General features: G+C 39.4%; 14 protein-coding genes. 3 read left to right on the top strand and 11 right to left on the bottom strand.

The features are described 5' to 3' along the window. Window positions 1–56: 56 nt before the first annotated feature. A complete protein-coding gene (locus ABH899_RS25545; protein ID WP_370001516.1) occupies window positions 57–293 on the bottom strand; it encodes a hypothetical protein in 237 nt (78 codons plus the stop codon). Continuing rightward, complete coding sequence (locus tag ABH899_RS25550) at window positions 290–1,192, bottom strand: LysR family transcriptional regulator (protein WP_370001518.1); 903 nt, start codon at window positions 1,190–1,192, stop codon at window positions 290–292. The genes ABH899_RS25545 and ABH899_RS25550 overlap by 4 nt, the downstream gene beginning before the upstream one ends. 116 nt (window positions 1,193–1,308) lie before the next feature. Here ABH899_RS25550 and ABH899_RS25555 point away from each other — a divergent pair, with 116 nt between their 5' ends. Both ABH899_RS25555 and ABH899_RS25560 read left to right on the top strand, forming a co-directional pair. Beyond that, window positions 1,309–2,547: a YbfB/YjiJ family MFS transporter gene (locus ABH899_RS25555; RefSeq protein ID WP_370001520.1), complete on the top strand. Its 1,239-nt coding sequence runs from the start codon at window positions 1,309–1,311 to the stop codon at window positions 2,545–2,547. A 159-nt stretch (window positions 2,548–2,706) separates the two neighbouring features. Further along, window positions 2,707–3,204, top strand: coding sequence for a DinB family protein (locus ABH899_RS25560; RefSeq protein ID WP_370001522.1), 498 nt, complete (start codon window positions 2,707–2,709; stop codon window positions 3,202–3,204). A 246-nt stretch (window positions 3,205–3,450) separates the two neighbouring features. Here the strand turns inward: ABH899_RS25560 and ABH899_RS25565 are convergent, their stop codons facing one another. The 7 genes from ABH899_RS25565 to ABH899_RS25595 all read right to left on the bottom strand — a co-directional run bounded on the left by ABH899_RS25565 (window position 3,451) and on the right by ABH899_RS25595 (window position 13,333). Then, window positions 3,451–4,248 (bottom strand): hypothetical protein, encoded by a 798-nt coding sequence (locus ABH899_RS25565; RefSeq protein WP_370001523.1) that lies wholly within the window; start codon window positions 4,246–4,248, stop codon window positions 3,451–3,453. Between the two features lie 54 nt (window positions 4,249–4,302). Continuing rightward, entirely contained in the window at window positions 4,303–5,289 is a 987-nt protein-coding gene (locus ABH899_RS25570) for a restriction endonuclease (protein ID WP_370001524.1), read from the bottom strand. Between the two features lie 49 nt (window positions 5,290–5,338). Continuing rightward, window positions 5,339–6,022: a nuclease-related domain-containing protein gene (locus ABH899_RS25575; RefSeq protein WP_370001525.1), complete on the bottom strand. Its 684-nt coding sequence runs from the start codon at window positions 6,020–6,022 to the stop codon at window positions 5,339–5,341. Between the two features lie 185 nt (window positions 6,023–6,207). After that, window positions 6,208–6,474 (bottom strand): hypothetical protein, encoded by a 267-nt coding sequence (locus tag ABH899_RS25580; RefSeq protein ID WP_370001526.1) that lies wholly within the window; start codon window positions 6,472–6,474, stop codon window positions 6,208–6,210. A gap of 120 nt (window positions 6,475–6,594) precedes the next feature. Further along, window positions 6,595–8,283 carry a hypothetical protein gene (locus tag ABH899_RS25585; protein WP_370001527.1) on the bottom strand — a complete coding sequence of 563 codons (1,689 nt, stop codon included), beginning with the start codon at window positions 8,281–8,283 and terminating at the stop codon, window positions 6,595–6,597. A 33-nt stretch (window positions 8,284–8,316) separates the two neighbouring features. After that, window positions 8,317–10,203: a response regulator receiver domain gene (locus tag ABH899_RS25590; RefSeq protein WP_370001528.1), complete on the bottom strand. Its 1,887-nt coding sequence runs from the start codon at window positions 10,201–10,203 to the stop codon at window positions 8,317–8,319. A gap of 1 nt (window position 10,204) precedes the next feature. After that, window positions 10,205–13,333, bottom strand: coding sequence for a sensor histidine kinase (locus tag ABH899_RS25595; RefSeq protein WP_370001529.1), 3,129 nt, complete (start codon window positions 13,331–13,333; stop codon window positions 10,205–10,207). Between the two features lie 225 nt (window positions 13,334–13,558). Between ABH899_RS25595 and ABH899_RS25600 the strand changes: the two genes are divergently transcribed. Next, window positions 13,559–14,761 carry a DNA cytosine methyltransferase gene (locus ABH899_RS25600; RefSeq protein ID WP_370001530.1) on the top strand — a complete coding sequence of 401 codons (1,203 nt, stop codon included), beginning with the start codon at window positions 13,559–13,561 and terminating at the stop codon, window positions 14,759–14,761. Window positions 14,762–14,776: 15 nt separating this feature from the next. On the opposite strand, the gene ABH899_RS25605 is transcribed toward ABH899_RS25600, so the two are convergent. Together ABH899_RS25605 and ABH899_RS25610 are read right to left on the bottom strand one after the other, a co-directional pair. Then, window positions 14,777–15,214 carry a very short patch repair endonuclease gene (locus ABH899_RS25605; protein ID WP_370001531.1) on the bottom strand — a complete coding sequence of 146 codons (438 nt, stop codon included), beginning with the start codon at window positions 15,212–15,214 and terminating at the stop codon, window positions 14,777–14,779. A gap of 181 nt (window positions 15,215–15,395) precedes the next feature. Then, window positions 15,396–16,994 (bottom strand): DNA cytosine methyltransferase, encoded by a 1,599-nt coding sequence (locus tag ABH899_RS25610; protein ID WP_370001533.1) that lies wholly within the window; start codon window positions 16,992–16,994, stop codon window positions 15,396–15,398. Window positions 16,995–18,438: the final 1,444 nt, after the last annotated feature.

Genomic DNA, 18,438 nt, shown 5'->3' on the forward strand with positions numbered 1-18,438 from the left:
CTAAATTTTTGCATAAGGAAAGCCCAGGCGCTGACTCAGCCTAGGCTCTATACGTTTTAATGAAAGGTAAATGCGGCGATACACAGCACTTCACACGTGTCGTCTGATTCTTTCAGTTGATGGCTTTCAGCTTTGACTTCTTCGTAAGAAGTATCCCACTCAAACGGACGGAAAGGATCCTTGCGGGCAGCAATGTCTATATTAATGTTTTCCACGCCGATCTTGGGTTGAATGGTCTTTTCTGAAAACAAATCATCCGTAAGGCCAGAATGATGGCTAGCATCCTTAATCATGCACTTGGTCGCGTAGGGTTGGGTTCACGGATGCCCCTAATTGCTTCCATTAACAATAGCGCTGCCTTGCCTAGGTGGTTTTTGTCTTTATAAGCGATGCCTATCGTGACGACAGGATTTAAATCAGCTATAGGTTTTATGACCAAGGAACCTTCCTGTTCCAGACCGTTGTAAATCGGAACAATCCCGATGCCGAACTCTGCCTTAACCATTTGTTGAATGACAAAGAAACTTCCAACCTCCATACAAGAGAAGGGGTTTCGCCCAGCCCCATAAAGCGCCGTTTCCCAAAGCTCCCGGTAGATACAAGTCGGTTCTTTGACTAGAACGGTTAGCCCCGCGAGATCGCTCGCCGTAATGCTGTCTTGACCGGCTAACGGGTGATTCCTGTTTAACATGACCCCTAATCTTTCCTCGATCAGCGGCTCAAACTCCAGCATGAGTTTGGAAGGTGGAGCCGAACAAACGACGAATTCCAGTTCGCCGGCCCGAACCCTCTCCGCAATCGTTCTGCTGCCGCTTACTTCCATGGTTAACTCCACTTTCGGTCGGGTCTTGCAAAAGTCGGCTATAACGGTCGCTAACTGCTGGCTCGCAACGGGCTCGATAGCGGCAAAACGCACCGAGCCGTTATCTCCCGCAGCAATATCCGAGACGGTCTGCCTCATCGTTCCGATCGACTTCAGTAAAGCCGAGGCCTCCTTATGGAGCCACCGGCCGGCTTCGGTCACGATCACGCGTTTTCCGTCGCGCACGAATAAAGAAACGCCCAGATCCGCTTCGAGACGCTGGATCTGAAGGGTTACCGTAGAGGGAGCATATTGGAGTTCCTCGGCGGCTTTCAGAAAATGTCCAAGACGCACGCAAGCCTCGAAAGTCTTTAAAGCCCGAAGATCCATAGTCATCACCTTCATTTAAATTATTTGAACGATTTATTCATATAATTCAATTTTACAAAACATTCCCGAAATTTTACAATAGGGTCAACTTATTATTTTGGGGGAAGATGGGGTATATGGGTACAAAATCCGCAATTAATTGGATTACTCTATGGGCATCGTTTTTGTTTGTCGTCATACTCGGTTTTTCCCGGCTCTCCTACGGCATGTTCCTGCCTGGGATACAGAGGGTGATCGGGGGGAGCTACGGACAGTTGGGTATACTCGGCACAGTCAACTTTATCGGTTATTTGGTCGGGACCTTGTGTCTTCCTCCTTTGATCTCGCGCTTTCCGGACCGCAAACAGGTCATTAATCGGATAACGTGTTTATTGCTCGGATTGACTTTGATCGGCTCGGCATTTAGTGATCATTTCACCGGGCTTGGGCTTTGGCGGTTCGCGATTGGATTGTTATCGGCCTTCGCTACAGTGTTAGTCCTGTCCATTGCCATGGATGCCGTTCGACCGGCGGAACGAGGAGCGGCATCGGGTCTTATATGGCTAGGCGGATCTGCCGGCATCCTAGTGACGGGTTTATTCGCCCCCTTTACCATAGACCCTTCACACTTGCAGGGATGGCGGTATGCTTGGGTGATCATGGGCGTATTCGGGGTAATTGCCGCAGTCGGTTTCGAGTTTGTCACCAGAAAAAGGGAAGCCGAAAAAATACCCTCGCAGACCGAATCGAAGCCACGGGACAAAGAAAGCGAAAATGTGTACCGTCTTCTGTTGAACCCGAAGAGGCTCTTGTTTCTTATTGCTTCTTATTTTTTCTTCGGATGGGGATATATCATCTATTTCACGTATTTGATTCCCTATCTGGTGAGCAAAGGCATTCCGTCCCTCTATGCCGGGTTGATATGGTCCGGAATCGGATTTGCGGGTTTGTTTAACGGATGGATCGGAGGCAAAGCCATTGACCGATGGCCCAGCGGATATACGCTTGCGTCGGGGTTAACCTTGGGGACGATCGGTGTGTGCGGGGTAATCACTCATAATATGTTAGTTACTGTGCTCGGAGCCGCCACGATCGGGCTGGTTTCCTTTATTACCCCGCCGCTGATGACAACTGCGCTTCTTCGTCGCCATGTCCCTCACCACACGTATGCGTCATGTCTTAGCATAGCTACTGCCTTTTTTGCCTCTGGACAGATTATCGGACCCATCGTTGGAGGCGTGGCGGTCGAACGGTACGGCTTGCAATTCGGCGTGGCATCCAGCGCCATCTTTATGGCTATTGCCGCTGTATTGGCCGGTTTGTATGGGCAACAGCAGCGAAAGCTTGAGATCCGTGATTTGCCTATCAGCGGTTGAAAAAAAATAATTAGTGACAATAGCTGTCACCATTAACGATTATGATGGATTAGAGCTAAACAAAATTTTATAGAGATGAGAGAGAAAACGGGATGATGAATTCCGGCGAGAACGGTTCGGTCATGAGGAAATATTTTCACCCAGGAAAGGAATGAGAAGATGTACGTTACCGTACAGGATTTGATCATCGAATGGAAAAATGAGGCGGCATTAACCCAAAAGGTATTGGACGGGTTGACCGATCATGCGCTCGGGCAGCAGGTATCTCCCGGGGGGCGTACGCTCGGAAGGATTGCGTGGCATTTTGTCACGAATATCCCGGATTATTTAACCGAATTCGGAGTCTTGGTAGAGAAAGTGCCGAATCCGAACGAGGTGCCGTCCGCAAAGGAGATCGCGGAGACCTTCAATAAGGTCAGCTCTCATGTAGTCCAAGCTTTTCAAGAACAGTGGACGGACGATTCGTTGAAGCACGTCCAACATGCGTTCGGAAGATTGGAATCCAACGCGACGATCTTCATGGGATTAATCAAACACATTGTTCATCATCGGGGTCAGGTTACGGTCCTCATGCGGCAAGCGGAGCTGCCTATCCCTGCGGTTTACGGTCCTTCCAAGGAAGGCTGGGTGCAATTAGGAGTAACGCCACCGCTTTGAGTGTGTAAATGAAGGACCGCGGGCAGCGGCTGAACTGGGGCTTATTTTCCGTCCTAGTACGCCGCTGTCCCCGATTTGTCGTAGAAGAAGGTGACGTCGTCCGCGTGTTGGCAGATATGGATCGGCAGCGTGGACTCAATGTGTCCCTTAAGATCAAGAATGAGGACCATACTTTTGTTTATGACGAAAAATCGAGGACAATTCACTTGGTAAAGTCATGATGGTTCTTCCAAATATAAGACTAGTTTATTTAAGCAAGATCAAAGAATGTTTGGCTTTTTTCTGCTTTTTAATAAGCAGTATAAAAGCGATCACCTGAATACTGATGCTGACCCACCATAATCCTGTATATAGCGAGAAAACAAACGGAGTGAACACAATAGTAGTGTGAAGCATCCAGCGGTAGCGCCCTTGTTTGCCTAATTTATTATCAAGTCCAACCGATAACAAGACACTAAAAAATAAAAAGGAAATTAAGGTAGAGACAAAATACATGGTCCAATGAATTTTAGCGGACATATCCTGCTGGTGAATTAAAACCGAAACATAGGAGACAAGCAGTAAAACAAAAGCCCATATAAATAAGATAGGAACAAAAGGCTTTATCATTCTCTCAATCTTATCTATAACGTCTGTAGAGTTCTCGTATTTAGAAAGCTCTGCTTTTTCCACCCTAGAGGTGTTAATTTGATTATCAATAAAAATTTGTAAGGCCGACAAGATATGAGGATGTCCTTGTGCATAAAAGGTACGAGTCACTTCCCTCATTTCTTTCGTGAATAAAGCACTACTTTCTCCAAGAATATCGTATAATTTTGCTAAAATGCTCTCATCTTCAGGCTTCTTCAATGCTAATGCAATAGCGGCTTCCAACTTCCCGAAAGTTTTTAAACGTTCATTTATAAGATTTAGTTTGGCTATGTTATTTCGATTCAATATTTCTTTAAATTCTTTGTACATCCACAAAGTAGAAGTGCCGACCACCACAATTAACAGGGTCACTATCGGATTGCTGCCGAACAAAGCAGCTATATCTTTCCACATATATACTTCCTTCCTGGTTACATGTTCCTTGTGTGACTGCCTCTCTTCCTCACCTTACGAAGGCACGTAAATTCTTTTCAACGGAATCAACGCCTGCTTCTCCGCCGGCATCTTGTCATACCACTCGTTAATCAGCTCGACGATGCCTGCCAAATCCAGTAGTTTTACACCATTATGCTGCGCCGCGGTCCTGGCTGCCGCCGTAAAACCGCCTGTGGACACGAACAAACAGCTCGCTCCGTGAGGGCTTGCTCCTACGAGCTGCTGCACCTCGGGCCCGCCGCTGGTGGCACGTCTATGCTTGACCTGCACCTTGATGATCGGCTTCTCGAACCCGAACGCATCCCGGTGAGCCAGCACATCCACTCCCCCGTCGGGACCTTTCGGACTCACCTTTGTCTGGTAGCCCATCGCTTGAAGCAACCCCGCGACCAGTTCCTGCATCTCCCACGGGTCGAGCTTGTCCACCCGATCTTCAATCAGCGACTTGGCCCGTCCCTCAAACTCTTCCGTGTTAAACTCTGCCGCTTCTTCATCTCGAACGGTGACATTCACAGGTGCAACTGGTGTTTGGTGAAATAAAACCAGAATCTCCTCCTGCCAATCGTCTATCCGGAAAACCGTCAGTGTGCTGCCTAAAGAGTACTTCGCTCTTTGCGAAAACAAATCGCGTGGAATTCGTTTGGACTCCCAAGCCACGGAAATCACATTTGGATACAAAGCATTGATATCCGTTCTGTATTCTGGCGCCTTGGTCACCGTTCCGAGCAAATACTCCCGGGTTTCTCTGGAATAGGTAATCACTCGGTCATTTACAGTGAGCTCACGGCAATATCTCCAAACCTGCCCTGCCCATGATGATCTAGTCCTTGGCTTTTCATTCCCATATATCACATGAACATGTTCAGTAAACTTTTCCTTAGATGCAAATTTCTCGGGAACACCCAATTGCGGCCAGCCGATTGAAGCAATTTTATTGGCTTGCCACTCTGGAATCAACTCATTATAATCTCCTGCCCGCACCATCCACCATTTGGTCATCTCTGTATCCCCCCGTTTGTAAAATGCAGCCTCTCGCATGTAACGAACGCTAAGCCTTTTTGCTTTTCTCGATGTGCTCGTCCCTGATCTTCTTGTCTGTAATATTCGCTGCCGCGACCAGCTCGTAAATCCCCCTAATGTCCGTTTCCGAAAGCGATGGTTCTGGATTCTCTGCCTGCATGCGAACCATCTTGCGCCCGATAAACTCCGAAAGCTCAACATCGTAAACGATAAGTTCATCGGACTGAATTTTCCGCAGCTCCGGATCTATGCTAAAACGGCACCGCATCGTAAACGAAATCATCGAAATGAATTTCACCCGCTTGTAAGCCGGAATTTGCAGCTCCACCGCTTTAATATGCCCGTAGTTCTGCATCAGCGGATTGTACATGTTGAACCGGTTGCTTACACGCCAGTATCGGTCCTTACGCGCACCCTTGATTTCCCCGTTGTAATTCTTCGTTTCGATGACAAAAAGCCCATAAGGAGAAATGACCAAATGATCAATTTGAGAGTATCCTGACCGTGACTTTGGATTCGGAATCAGCAGATCGCTCAGATATCGGCATTCCTTTGGAAGCTGATCCAATTGAATATTGATTTTGTGCTCCCCCAGTTCCCCGATCCGGGTGGCCTCCACTTTGGGGCGTCTCGCGGCGGGTGCTTGTTTAGCTTTCTTTTGGGGCGGTTCTGATGCTGGCTTGGCAAAAAGTGCCCGTAGTTTAGCAAACATACGTCTTCTCCTCATTTATAAAACGATATAAGACATCATTCGCTAAAATTCCATGGATTTCCTTTCTTGGAGGGCACAAAACAAAAAAAGCCTAGGTCTCGATACCTATAAGGTAATCAGAACGAGGCTTTGAGTTGTGTATGGTATGGCTGGCTGACTCAAATGCTAGACATGACCCAGGCCAGTCATTCGCTATGAAGCTGGGACAAAATCTTGATGCCGTCCTGCACGCCTTTGATGTAAATCCACTCTTTCTTCATGTACTCCAGAGCTATTCCCTTGTCTTGCCACTCTCGGAAAAACATCTGCTGATCTGGTTGAAGTGATTGTAATAATTCCATTTCTAAGGCACTAAGCTGCTCCATAATGGGTTGGAAAACGGTTGAGGTATCGGCCTCGTCTGCTAGGTTATCGAAGCGGCAGATTAGGGAGTTGTTACGCCAGTGAGTCATGAATTTACCTCCATCCTGTAGGTTTTAAGGATAGGATATCAGAAATTCGAGAGTGAAGTGGTACGCGAGGACGTACTACAGAAGTCAGCTTTAATTTAGAACTTCAAATAAATTTGAATCTTATTGAAGATGACTTCTAAAAATATTAATTCTGTATCCCTCTATAAACCATGAATAGTCGCTATATTGTTTCCTGTCTCTTTTTGCATTCATGACAGGTGAGTCCTTTTTTAAGATATCATATAGCCAATTCAATGTATTACTTCTATCTTTTTCGTCTACTTCGTTAAAAAGCCGTATTATTTGAGGCCATATTCCCCATGCTGCTCTTTCATCGAGTTCTGTATCCCCAGAAAAATGTGCAGAATGACGTCCAAGAATGAACAATTTCGTTCTATTCCATGTAGATAGTTTGCTCTTTTTAATTCCTAGATGATGACTCAATTCATCTAATGAGAGATTTTCCAACCAACCGCTGATTACATTAACCCAATCTACACTTTCAGACTCAAAGTTTCTCTTTCTACTACTTCTTTCAAAAGGAGAGCTTGCAAATGGTTCTTGCCATTTTAATTGAAAGAGGCCAAGCTCACCTGTTTGAGTATCGAAAATTACACCATCAATGTCAGTAATTACCTTGCTATTTTTTTTGATAACTATGGGTTTGTTGATCATTACATACCTCTTTTGATTGAAGAAAGCATACAGTTGCATTCTAAAAATCTCTTCTCGCTTATTTAATGCCCGATCCCAATCTTTAGAATACCTTCTTTTGAGTTCAGATAACAAAAACAGGACCGGTTGCCCATAAAAGGCACTGTATGAAAATAGTAATTGTTTCGAAGATATTCTTTGTAAAGGAGCTAGTGGCCCATCGACTTTAGAACAATGTGCTACTTTATTTTCTTCATTCAAAGTCAGTAAATCTATTATACCGATTGCCGCTTGAAAGTTTATTTTCAAATACTTCGATAAAGAAACCGCAACTTCTTCTTCAGAAATAACTAATTGAATTAAATTAAATGAATTCAGCTTTTTTATTTTACCAAGCACATTTGAAAAATAACCAACATGTCTCATTGATAAACTTTTTAAAAAAGCTAAAGCATTTAAGTAGACTTGATATTCGATTTCACCGAATTTTGTATCCGGCAGAAAAAAGTCTTTTCCAAGTGTACTCTCTAATTCGTCAAGTGCAAGCTTTAGGTAGAAGTCATCCACCTCAGGCATACTTGAGTAAGCTATAAAGTTTTTTTGTGAAATATACACATTCTTTTTCATTATATTATGAATATATTTAGATTTTTCAACTTGTCTCTTGTCTTCAATCTCGCTATGTTTTAGATTCCATAACATATCTCCACGTTCAACGTATTCAACCCCTAAGATTTTTGTAAGATATATTACATTAATTTCATAAGTGCTAGAAATTTTAATATCAATTAATCCTGTTCGATAGTAGTCTAAATACAGTTTTAAGAGGCTGAGAAGTCCGAATTGTAAAAGTGTATCATAGGCCCAATTATATTCTTCTTGATTCATAACAAACAATTCCGCTTCTTCATCTTTTGAAAAATCATGATCATAAAACTCATTTAATGCCATTCCACATCCGTATGCAAAGAGCTTCACGACTTCAGTTTTCATAAAAGAACCAAATCTTAAACCAAAAAAAGAATTGTCGAAAACAGTTATCATTGCCATAATAGAGGAAATATTTTTATCGAATCCAGAATCAACAAGTTTTTCCTTTGTATGTTGAATCAGACTTTCGACAATATTGATTGGATCACTATTCAGACTAATCACTCCTAATAATTTCCCGGAAATAAACCTAATATGCTAATCGTTAGGAAAGAGAAAGAAATTACGCATACTTGATTCATTTTTAAAGAACAATTCATCTACACCGGATCTGGAATGATAGGCAAGGTAAGAATTTATTATTTGTTGGCAATAAGATTGTTCAAACTTATAGGGCCTTTTGTAATCCTTATATTCGGCAAAATTATTTTTAATATCCATGATTTTGGTTTTGTAATATTCCCACTTTACACACAACAATCCTGTACCGGACGGATCGGGAATTACCGAAAGACGCTGACTTTCCTTTAACCTTTGAAAATCGGTATCCTTTTTGATGATCGTTCCGCAAACGAATTTAAGATTGTGCTCAACCTTTTCCGCCGGATTAAACGCGTCACAACTCGGACTTATGCAAACCAATACCTCTTGATCATCCCCGAATAACACATCCCCTGTCGAGAAATAGTTGACTAACTGGTCGTCATCCAGCGACTCTACTTTATCTATTGTTTGATTCGGATAAGGTAGGACTTTCATTATATGAACCAGTTCTTTGACGGACTTTTTTATTGTTGCGGCACTGGATTTAGAAGAAAGCAAGAAAACAAATATCACCGGAACAAGCGGTCCTAATACTTCTTTTATCTCTTTTGCGAACTTTTCAGAGAGTAATTTACAGTAGCTTTCTTTTATTCTTGAGTCACTTTCTTCCAGTTCCTTATTAAACTTACACTTGGATAATTCTTGATTTGTTTTAATCTCCAGAGCTTCTTTTATCACTTCATCTTTAAGCTGCTTAAACGGATCACGTATTTTTAGATCGAGGTTATTCAGCATATCCAGATAGTTTTTCCACTTGTCAACAGGTATCTCTTCGAGTAACTTTATATTCTTGACATTTTTCCTTCCGTTTTTCCCTTTGTTATGAAGGTTACAAATTTCCTCAATGTAACTTTTAATACTACTTATTAGTTGTTCATCCGGATTACTTAATAATCGATTAATGGCTTTTTTCCAATTATCAATGATACTTTCTAAAATAACGGGATTAATAAAAGTTTCCCTATTAAAATGATTAGTAACCATCTTGGAAACAATTTGTGCATAATCATTCTGCGTAATACCCGACGAACTAAGTTGCAGAATCAGAGCGTTGTCAAACGGGTAAGAAAATCTTTGCATAATAAGAGCGGTTTGATCGTTCATTTTATTTATCGCATCAAAAAAACCGAATGGAAAATAGCCGTAGCTTGATATAATTTGATCGACGAAAGTATTTAAAATATCTTCCGCGCTAAAATCTTCTTTATTGCATATTAGGATCATTGCGTTTTCTAACTTTACTAAATCGTATTCGATTCTCTCTTTTTTTATTTTCTCGGGAGGGCAGTCAGGATATTTACCATGTAGACTTTTTCTAGCCATCTGAGGTGACTTGGTATATATAACGATCATTTTCATTTTTTCTTTGTTGATAAGCGCTCTATCCAGTAATTTTAACGTCGTTTCTCCGCCTGTCGCATCCAATTCCCAATCGAGAACCGACAGATGAGAAGCCTCAATGAGCCTAACCGCTTGATCAATAGATTCAACCGACTCAAAATAATAAGGGCTCGCTTTACAACCTAATTTTTGGAATTGATATAAAAGATTAAACGCTCTGGAGTAATCCTCGGGATATACGTTTGAGGTATCACTTTTGATTCTTTCCTCAATTTCTGTAGGTTGTGCGATTCCTTTAGTCGGTAAGCGGCGATATATTTTCGGTGTGTTATCTTGCTGTATCTTTTCGGAAGCACTTGCTTGCTCTCTCATGGAAAGATTATATTGGATATATTCATTGGGATGTTTCAGTGCGTCATCAATGTATATAATGTCGCTAAAATATTTAAAAGCGATGTCTTTAACACTCTGTGTCCCCATTTTAAGTCCCCACTTTATCATCTTGATTAAAAATTATCTCGAAACAGGCTCCGTTTAAACTTTTCACTTTTTTATCCTGAATAACACTTATCGTATGGTTTTGAGATTCAAGGACTTTTTTGACGATCGTTAATCCTAAACCTCTACCTTCCGGTCGTCCCGTATAAAAAGGGTCAAAGATCTTTTCCGTTATACGAGCTGATATTCCGGGGCCGCTATCCTCAATATAAATGGCGTTCTTGTATTCGTCGAAACGAAACAGAATCACTTTTTCATCTTGGTTTAAGATCCAGTAAATCGCATTATCAATTAAATTGGAGAACACCGGATACATCTTGGAAGGCGATAGGTTTAACTTGATTTCCGGATTCACGGAATTGGTAACTTTGATTTTATTTTTGTTGATCCTAGCTTCAAAAAAACTTAACATATCTTCAACCATGTCATACAATTTATACGGCCTTTTCCTCAAGTTATAGCTTCTGTACATGGGTGACAATTGAGTATGTCTGGCGGAGATTGCTCTAAATCCGGTTTCGATTTGATCAATCCAATATTTTTCCGCATTTCCGTTTATATTACGGAGATTCTTAATGGCATCGTTTACATTTGTGAATAACTGATTAAATTCATGGTTGACTATTTCCGCGGCCATTCCCATGTTCGCCAAATCGGAGTATAGCTCGTTTTCTCTTTCTAAAGTCGCGACTCGTTCAGACAAGGCACCGATAATTTGATTTTCCTCGGTCGCATATGTGAGTTTGTTTGAAATCTCCTCAAGTATGGCTTTCAATTGATTTTCGACCAAACCGTCAAATTGTTTTCGTATGGAATTTTTCGAAAACACATTTTGTATGTCTTGTTCGGTAAGCGCGATGAATTTTTCCATTTCTTGTGCACTTGTTTTTAATTCACTAGGTACATTTAAACTAAGCTCATTTAATAAATTATTAGCCTGTTCAATTCGAGCTGCTAATTGATCATGAAGCACACGTTCTTTCTGAATCATGTCTTCTTTGTATTCTGTCATGATTTTTTCAATTGAAGTAAGAAAACCAAGTTCTGTCTTTTTTTCATTAATCGTTTCGGTTACAATTTTATCTATCTCTGCTAATCTTGAAGACAAACCGTCTTTTAAATATTGTATTCTCGTTTTGTTAAGCGAAATATATTTATCAAAATCATGTTCCAAATAATTGCTTACGGATTTTTGCCATTTTTCAAGTCGAAATTTATATTGATTTTCCAAGATGTCGTATTTTTCTTTAATTTCCTTTTGAAGTCTATTAAAATATTCCTCGACCTCTATGTTATGAGAATAAATGTCCTCCAAAAAATCAGGATCTATATAGCTTGAATATCGAGCATTAATTTGTATTTGCAATTGAACCATCTTATCATTTACATTTTTTATCTTGTTATCGAATTGTACTTTTAATAACTTGTATTTCTCCGATAACATTTTATACTTCAATTCCATCGGTACATTTTCAAAATCGATATCATAGACACTGTGTTTTTGAAAGGAGAATTCTTTGTTTTTTTCTTTATACTCCTTTTTTAATCTTGTTATTTCCTTCTTAGCAGCTACTGCTTCATCTTTTATATGCTTCGCTTCGCGTTTCTTTTTATCGAATTCCATATTATTCCTACTGACATACGTTCCGCGTAAACCCTTAGAACCTTTTCGAGAATCCGATACGAATTCAATCGCTATTCTAACCAAAAGGTTTTGTAGCGTTTTTATGAAATAATGATATTGCTCATTTTCTAAAAGTCCTTCACGACTCGATTTATCCTCCAGTTTTGGGTTCTGTTCGGAATCTAACATTATCCTTCCGAACATATTTCTATGGCTAAATAAATAAAGACCCGCATTTTTGGAACGATTTCTTTCTAAGTTAAGAAAATCATTTTCAAGTTCTCCATAAGGTAGAACACGTACCCCATCCCTAAACACCATTATTCCGCCGGAATTTTTTAAACGTATGTCTATCTTCGCACGTTCTTCTTCACTCAATGAGCTGTTTTTCTTTTGCATTTCTATATGACAAAGCTCGACCTCAAATGTACCGCAATCCTTTTCTCTCCAATTCATTATACCGAATGTTACATCTATCCCCTGCTCAAGAATTATATTGCATTCATTCAATACATTTATTTCTGCAGTAGGAGAATAAATTTTGCCGTAAAATTTACCTTTGTCTATAGTGCCCTTGATCTTGAGGTCATAAATGTCAAATAATTCATCATCAAAACTATAATTAAATTCTATTGTGCGGTTATCTACATACAGATGTACATCAAATTCTTGTACTGCATTTCTGAAAGTATCGACAAATGTACCAAGTTTGTTTCTTCTCGACTCAGAAATGAAATCGGATTTCTCAGGCCTAGGATCGAATACATCTTCCCATCTCTGCCTTAAATTCTTTATAACAATAAGCGTTCCCTGACCTATGTCATTGAGAAGTTGGATGATCGAATCAATGTGATCTATGGGAAGTTTAAAATTATTAATTTGCTCGGATACGATTTCATATAACTGAGCGTTGTTTTTATATTCCTTGCCATTCTCGTCAAACCAACCGGGTAAATTAAGATTTTCTCGCTGGGTGAGTACTAAGTTATTGATGTTGTCTTGTTTAAGTAATTCTCCCCTGGTTTCATTTAGAATAGTAGGTATGGAAACGTCATCGAGGAAAAGATTCGTGTTTTCAAAAACATTCCAATTCAAAAACAATACGTTCCAGTTATGGTTTAGCGATTTCGTAAACATGACAAGTTCTTCTCCCAAAGCGGCCGAAGCTAGTCTTCCTATTCCTTTTTCGCCCATCAATCGCCTACCCTTTTTTCTGGACCGTTGAAGACTTTTTTCTTTCTTTTTGGAATCCGTACCGATAACAAGCCATTTCTCCAATAACTCTTGTTCGGTCATGCCTTGGCCGTCATCATATAGGAGAAGATAAGGAGATTCGTCTTCAAGGGTAAAATCTACGACCACCATTTCGGCATCCGCATCATAAGAATTCTTCATTAACTCTATCAGTGCGGTTATATCGTCCCGTATCTGTTTACGTCCCAGCAATTCCACGGCTCTGGCTTTCGTTCTAAATTTATTGGATGTCATTTTGCCAAGAAGCCCCCTAACATTTAAAAGATAAAATTTAGGAATTTAATCCTATTTACAATTCGATTTATCACTTCACGCTCTAGTATAAACGAAAAATTGTTAAATGTCTCCAATTGGATAGTTCGTATTTATTCAAAGCTTAAATGTAGCCACACCTCTTTTCACGAAGGGCTACACTGATATAAAATAATGATCTATACAGGAAATTTGGAGGCTTATCAATTGAGACACGCGATAGATCTTTTTTCCGGGGCAGGCGGGGTATCCGAGGCGGCCAGAGGATTATTCGATATAATATGTGCGGTAGAGTATGATGAAGTTATCGCAAGCACTTACGGCCTTAATCACGGAAAAGGCCATTTGTTGGTAAAGGATATAAAAAAAATCAAAAAGAAACAATGGGTTAACATCAAGAAGACAAGATTAGGAAACCGACCGCTTGATTTACTTATAGCAACTCCGCCATGTCAAGGATTCTCTAGACATAGCAGAAAAAAAAGCAGTAATAATCGAGATGAAAGAAACAAGCTTACGCTTGAAATTTTGCGTGTTACCAATTTATTTGAGCCGACTTTTATATTCTTCGAAAATGTCGACAATGTTTTAAATTACAAGGTTTTTCATATTTTTTTGGAACTTCTGGCAAATGTGGATACTTTGGGCTATAAGAAACATTCAAATCGTCCTTCTTATCATTTAAGATTTGAAATTGTAGATGCCGCGGATTACGGCGTGCCTCAGCGAAGAAAAAGACTTATATTGATAGGAAAAAAAATCGAAGTATTTCCGAATGGGGATGCGACAATTTTATATTCGTCCAAAGGAACTCCTTATATCAGTAGTCCGTTACCGATTTGGCCGGCTAAAAATAAAGCCCCCAAACTCGGTGAATATTTAAGAGAATTCAATCTTCCCCCGTTAAATGCGGGTCAAACCGATGCTAACGATATACTGCATAAATGTAGAAATTTATCCGACGTTAATCTGCAACGTATTAGAAACACTCCCAGGAACGGCGGAAGCAGATCCGATTGGCCACCTGATCTCTCGTTAGGACTTGCGTGTCATTCGAAAGAAAACGTAAGCTTTGGAGACGTATACGGACGAATGAATTATGAGGATTATTCTCCCACAATAACCTGTGGCTGCTTGGCCTATACCAAAGGAAGATTCGGACATCCGGTAGAAGATCGTGCCATCAGTATGAGAGAGGCCGCTTTGATACAATCATTCCCGGTCAGCTACAAATTTACGGGAAGGTTAAACGGAAAGGTAAACGAAGGTTCCAGTGAAAACATAGCCACTCAAATAGGAAATGCGGTCCCCGTAAAACTCGCCAGATGTTTTTTGGAAGAGTTCCACAAACAACTTAACTTGTCCGAAATAGAAGAGTTGCCGGCGGAGGAACCTCTTGTTGAAGTTTAAGATTAAACACGCTTATCAAGGCGTGTTATTTTTTTTGATGCTGTTTTTTATTTCTTTTAGTTTACAATCTATCATCTCAATAATTTGAGCCAAGTCTTCCTTTAATTCATGTTCCCATATTCTAATTATATGCCAACCTATTTCTTTATAATGTCGGGTTACGACACTATCACGTTGGATATTTTTGTGAATTTTCAATTCCCAAAATTCCTTGTTTGTTTGAGGCAATTTACAATGTATCGGACAACCGTGCCAAAAACAAGAATCTATAAAAATCACAAGTTTATATTTTTTTATCGCTATATCCGGTTTGCCAAACAACGATTTAACGTTTTTTCTGAAACTTATTCCTTTGTGCCATAAATCTCTCGTGACTTTAGATTCGAGCAAAGTATTTTTTCCTCGCACGGCACTCATCATTTTACTTCTTTGCTCTTTTGAAAACTTGTCCATTAAATTTCCCACCTCTCGCTTTTGATCCTGTTCACGCTAATGAATCAACATTACATTAAAGTCAGATCTAATGAGGGAAACTTAATATTTATTGAGTCGTTTCATTACTTATCTTTAAGTCATTTCGATATTAATACTTGTTCTGAAAAACAGAAGTATACCTTATTTACATCATTTATTTTCACATAATCAATTCATCCCATTTTACCGAAAAAAACTCTCTCATACCTTCATCATCCGAAGCTTCCTTTAGCTTCACTAATGTTTTTATATCTAAATCATGTAGAAATAATATATATTTATTATGTTGATTCAGTATATCCTTACATCTTGCGAGTAACTTCGATTCGTCCTTTATCTCTCGACAGACCAGCATACCAAGCCAACCTGTATTCCTCCCCAACCGACCTAACAATTGATCTAATTCGGGATTGCCGGGATCATCGCTATAATTTTTGCACTCAATGAAAATTTTAGGACAATATATATTATATCTTTTCCCAATATGAGCAAAAAAACCTGTTTCGTCGTAATTATCAAAAATTATATCCACTTTTTTTCTGCCGTTATTTATTTTCTTTTCAATTTTTCCTCTTATAAAACTACCTTTGAATATATAATTCAAGCACTCAAACACAAGATTATGATATGAATAGGCATCTTCGTTCCCGGTTGATAATGATTCTAATTGATTTATAAAATTAATCGAACTTTTGTCATAATCATTTAATGGCTGTAAACAAACATTTCTATTGAAGTTCTCCTTTGGATAGATACAGCAGTTAGAAACCAAATCAATATTTTTGGGGTTTATAGTGTCTTGTTCTACGTTGTTTTCTTCCTCTTTTATTAATTGCTTCTCGATAACCGGTATATTATCAATAAAAATACTAGATGAGCTTTGAATTCCGAATGAAGATGAGAGAACCTCTTTAAGTTGCATTGCAATTTGTCTTCCAAGTTCAGGAGGAAAAGATGTATTTATTTGCTCGAATTTAGAAGAAAGAGAGCCCGAAAATTTAAACCAATTTGGGAAAGTTTGAATCGCTGCCGCTTCCTCCCATGAAAGAGAGTAGTAACAGTCTTTAGCAACATTTATTAAATCTTTGCGGTACAATCTATATGCTTTAAGCGAGGGTGCTATATCGTTGAAATCCACTTCTTTATATCTCATATTTACTTTATGTCTATCGATACTTTTTCTGCTAAACTTCATTCGATTTTTAATATTATTAACATCATGATTATTTATCACTTTTTTCACAAAAATCAATTCTTCACTTTTATTAAGAAATTCAAATTTCCTATCAATATCTTTATGAATGCCAACCGTAACCCATATTTTTCGATTTTGCGCAATACCATGCTCTTTTGTATTGAGTAGTTTGGAATACAATTTATAGTCCATTCCTTCGTAAAACTTGCTAATCTCACTAACGTGTGCTTTTGTACTTTCAATAACAAATGCCCTAGGCTTACAATGTGTTATAACTTGAAAAATTTTTTCCTCTTCATATAATTTACTATGCTGTTTCGAAGGATTTGCTTTTGAAAAAGACACTGAAGTAAGCGAGGCTAATATTATATCCGCTTGCGGTATATCCTCAATATTAATTTCCAATAAATTCGTATTAATGACAGTAGCATTAGACCAATTTCTATGGGTCTCGCAGCAATCGGTATTTCTATTAACTCCACAAAGAATCTTGTAACCCGCTTCACTAAATCCGTAATCCATACCGCCGGCGCCAGCGAAAAAAGAAACTACTGTATAATTCACTACAGGAACTCTCCTTCTTTCAAAAAGATACTATTACATAGTATACACAATAAATCCGGAACATCATGGTTTAGGAATAAAATACTCCTACATAATAAAACAACTTATCCTTATAGCCTTTAACAGCTAATAGGATAAGTTGTTCAGTAACATGAAATGCGAGATGATATATAATTTCGTTCAAACTCTAATTCTTTTTTACAAGACCGTAAACAAACAAAACCACAGCAATGATAGGAATTATGATTTCAAAAACATATAAATTCAGATGCATAGTTTCTGTCGCAAAATTCAACAAGATGAACAAAAAAATACCGGACAACATTAACTTGTTAGAATTCATTAAAGCCAGCCCCTAAAGTAAAATATGTTACGTCACCATACAAGCGAAGCATGCCCGTCAACTTTATCAAAATCTTCATCGGATGATAATTGCAAGCCTCCTCCTACCGGTAACTGTATAGATGGGTCAATGGAGTAGACTTTTTCCTGATGTGCATAATGGCTGTATGCATCTGCACGTAAAGTTCCCGTTATATTAGGAGCAAATCTATACTTCATGTATATACGATGGTTGATAGCTCTGGGCCAATCATGCAGATTGAATTTATACGCATACCTGCCACCATTAATTTCATAGACATTGCTGATCGAAGTTAATCATGCAATGCTAGGTATGGTTAATAATTCCATTGTAAACGATATTTTCTTTCCCTTCATTAGATAAAACAAAAAAGCACCCTCTTTTACACTAAAGAGAATGCTCCTACGAATTATTTTCTAAACCTATTTGATGTCAAAAACATGCTCAAAGCATACCCAAGACCAAATACCACGCCGGAAGAAATAAAAAACACATAAAACAGGAACGCCTCCGCCGAAAAGAGATTTCCGCCGCCAAAAACAGCAAATATAAACAAGGTGGGAAAAACAAACACAAGTGCGCACCCGATAGGATAAAGAAGTATACGCATAATTCCCGATTTTAATTTGGATGCAACATAGGAACATATCAAAAAATAAGCGGGAACCAAGATGATGAAATACGCGATTCCCGCCCAATACCGAACGGCTCGTAAATCCCCTTCGCTAATGGTTTGCTCCCAAACTAACCATAGAACCATTTCGTAAGCCTACAAACCTGCGTAAAAAGACAACAGACTATTTAAGAATAGAAAGAGGTATTTAAGAATTTTCATCATGTCGCCCTCCCTTGTATGTTGGTTTGAAGTCAATCTGCCAATCTGGCTGATAAGCCAATTGTATTTGACGGCCTGTGTAAAATGTAGTTCTAACTTTTATAGGACCTGCTTGTCATCTTGGGTAACGACAAAAACCCACTGCATTAATGGTCAAGACCCCATTTAACGGACAAATGAAAAAAGCCTAGGCTGCAAGCTGGCGTCGATATTCCATCGGCGTCAGCTTGTTTAGCTTTCGCTGC

The sequence above is a fragment of the Paenibacillus sp. RC84 genome (genome assembly GCF_041260495.1).
Taxonomy (GTDB): Bacteria; Bacillota; Bacilli; order Paenibacillales; family NBRC-103111; genus Paenibacillus_F.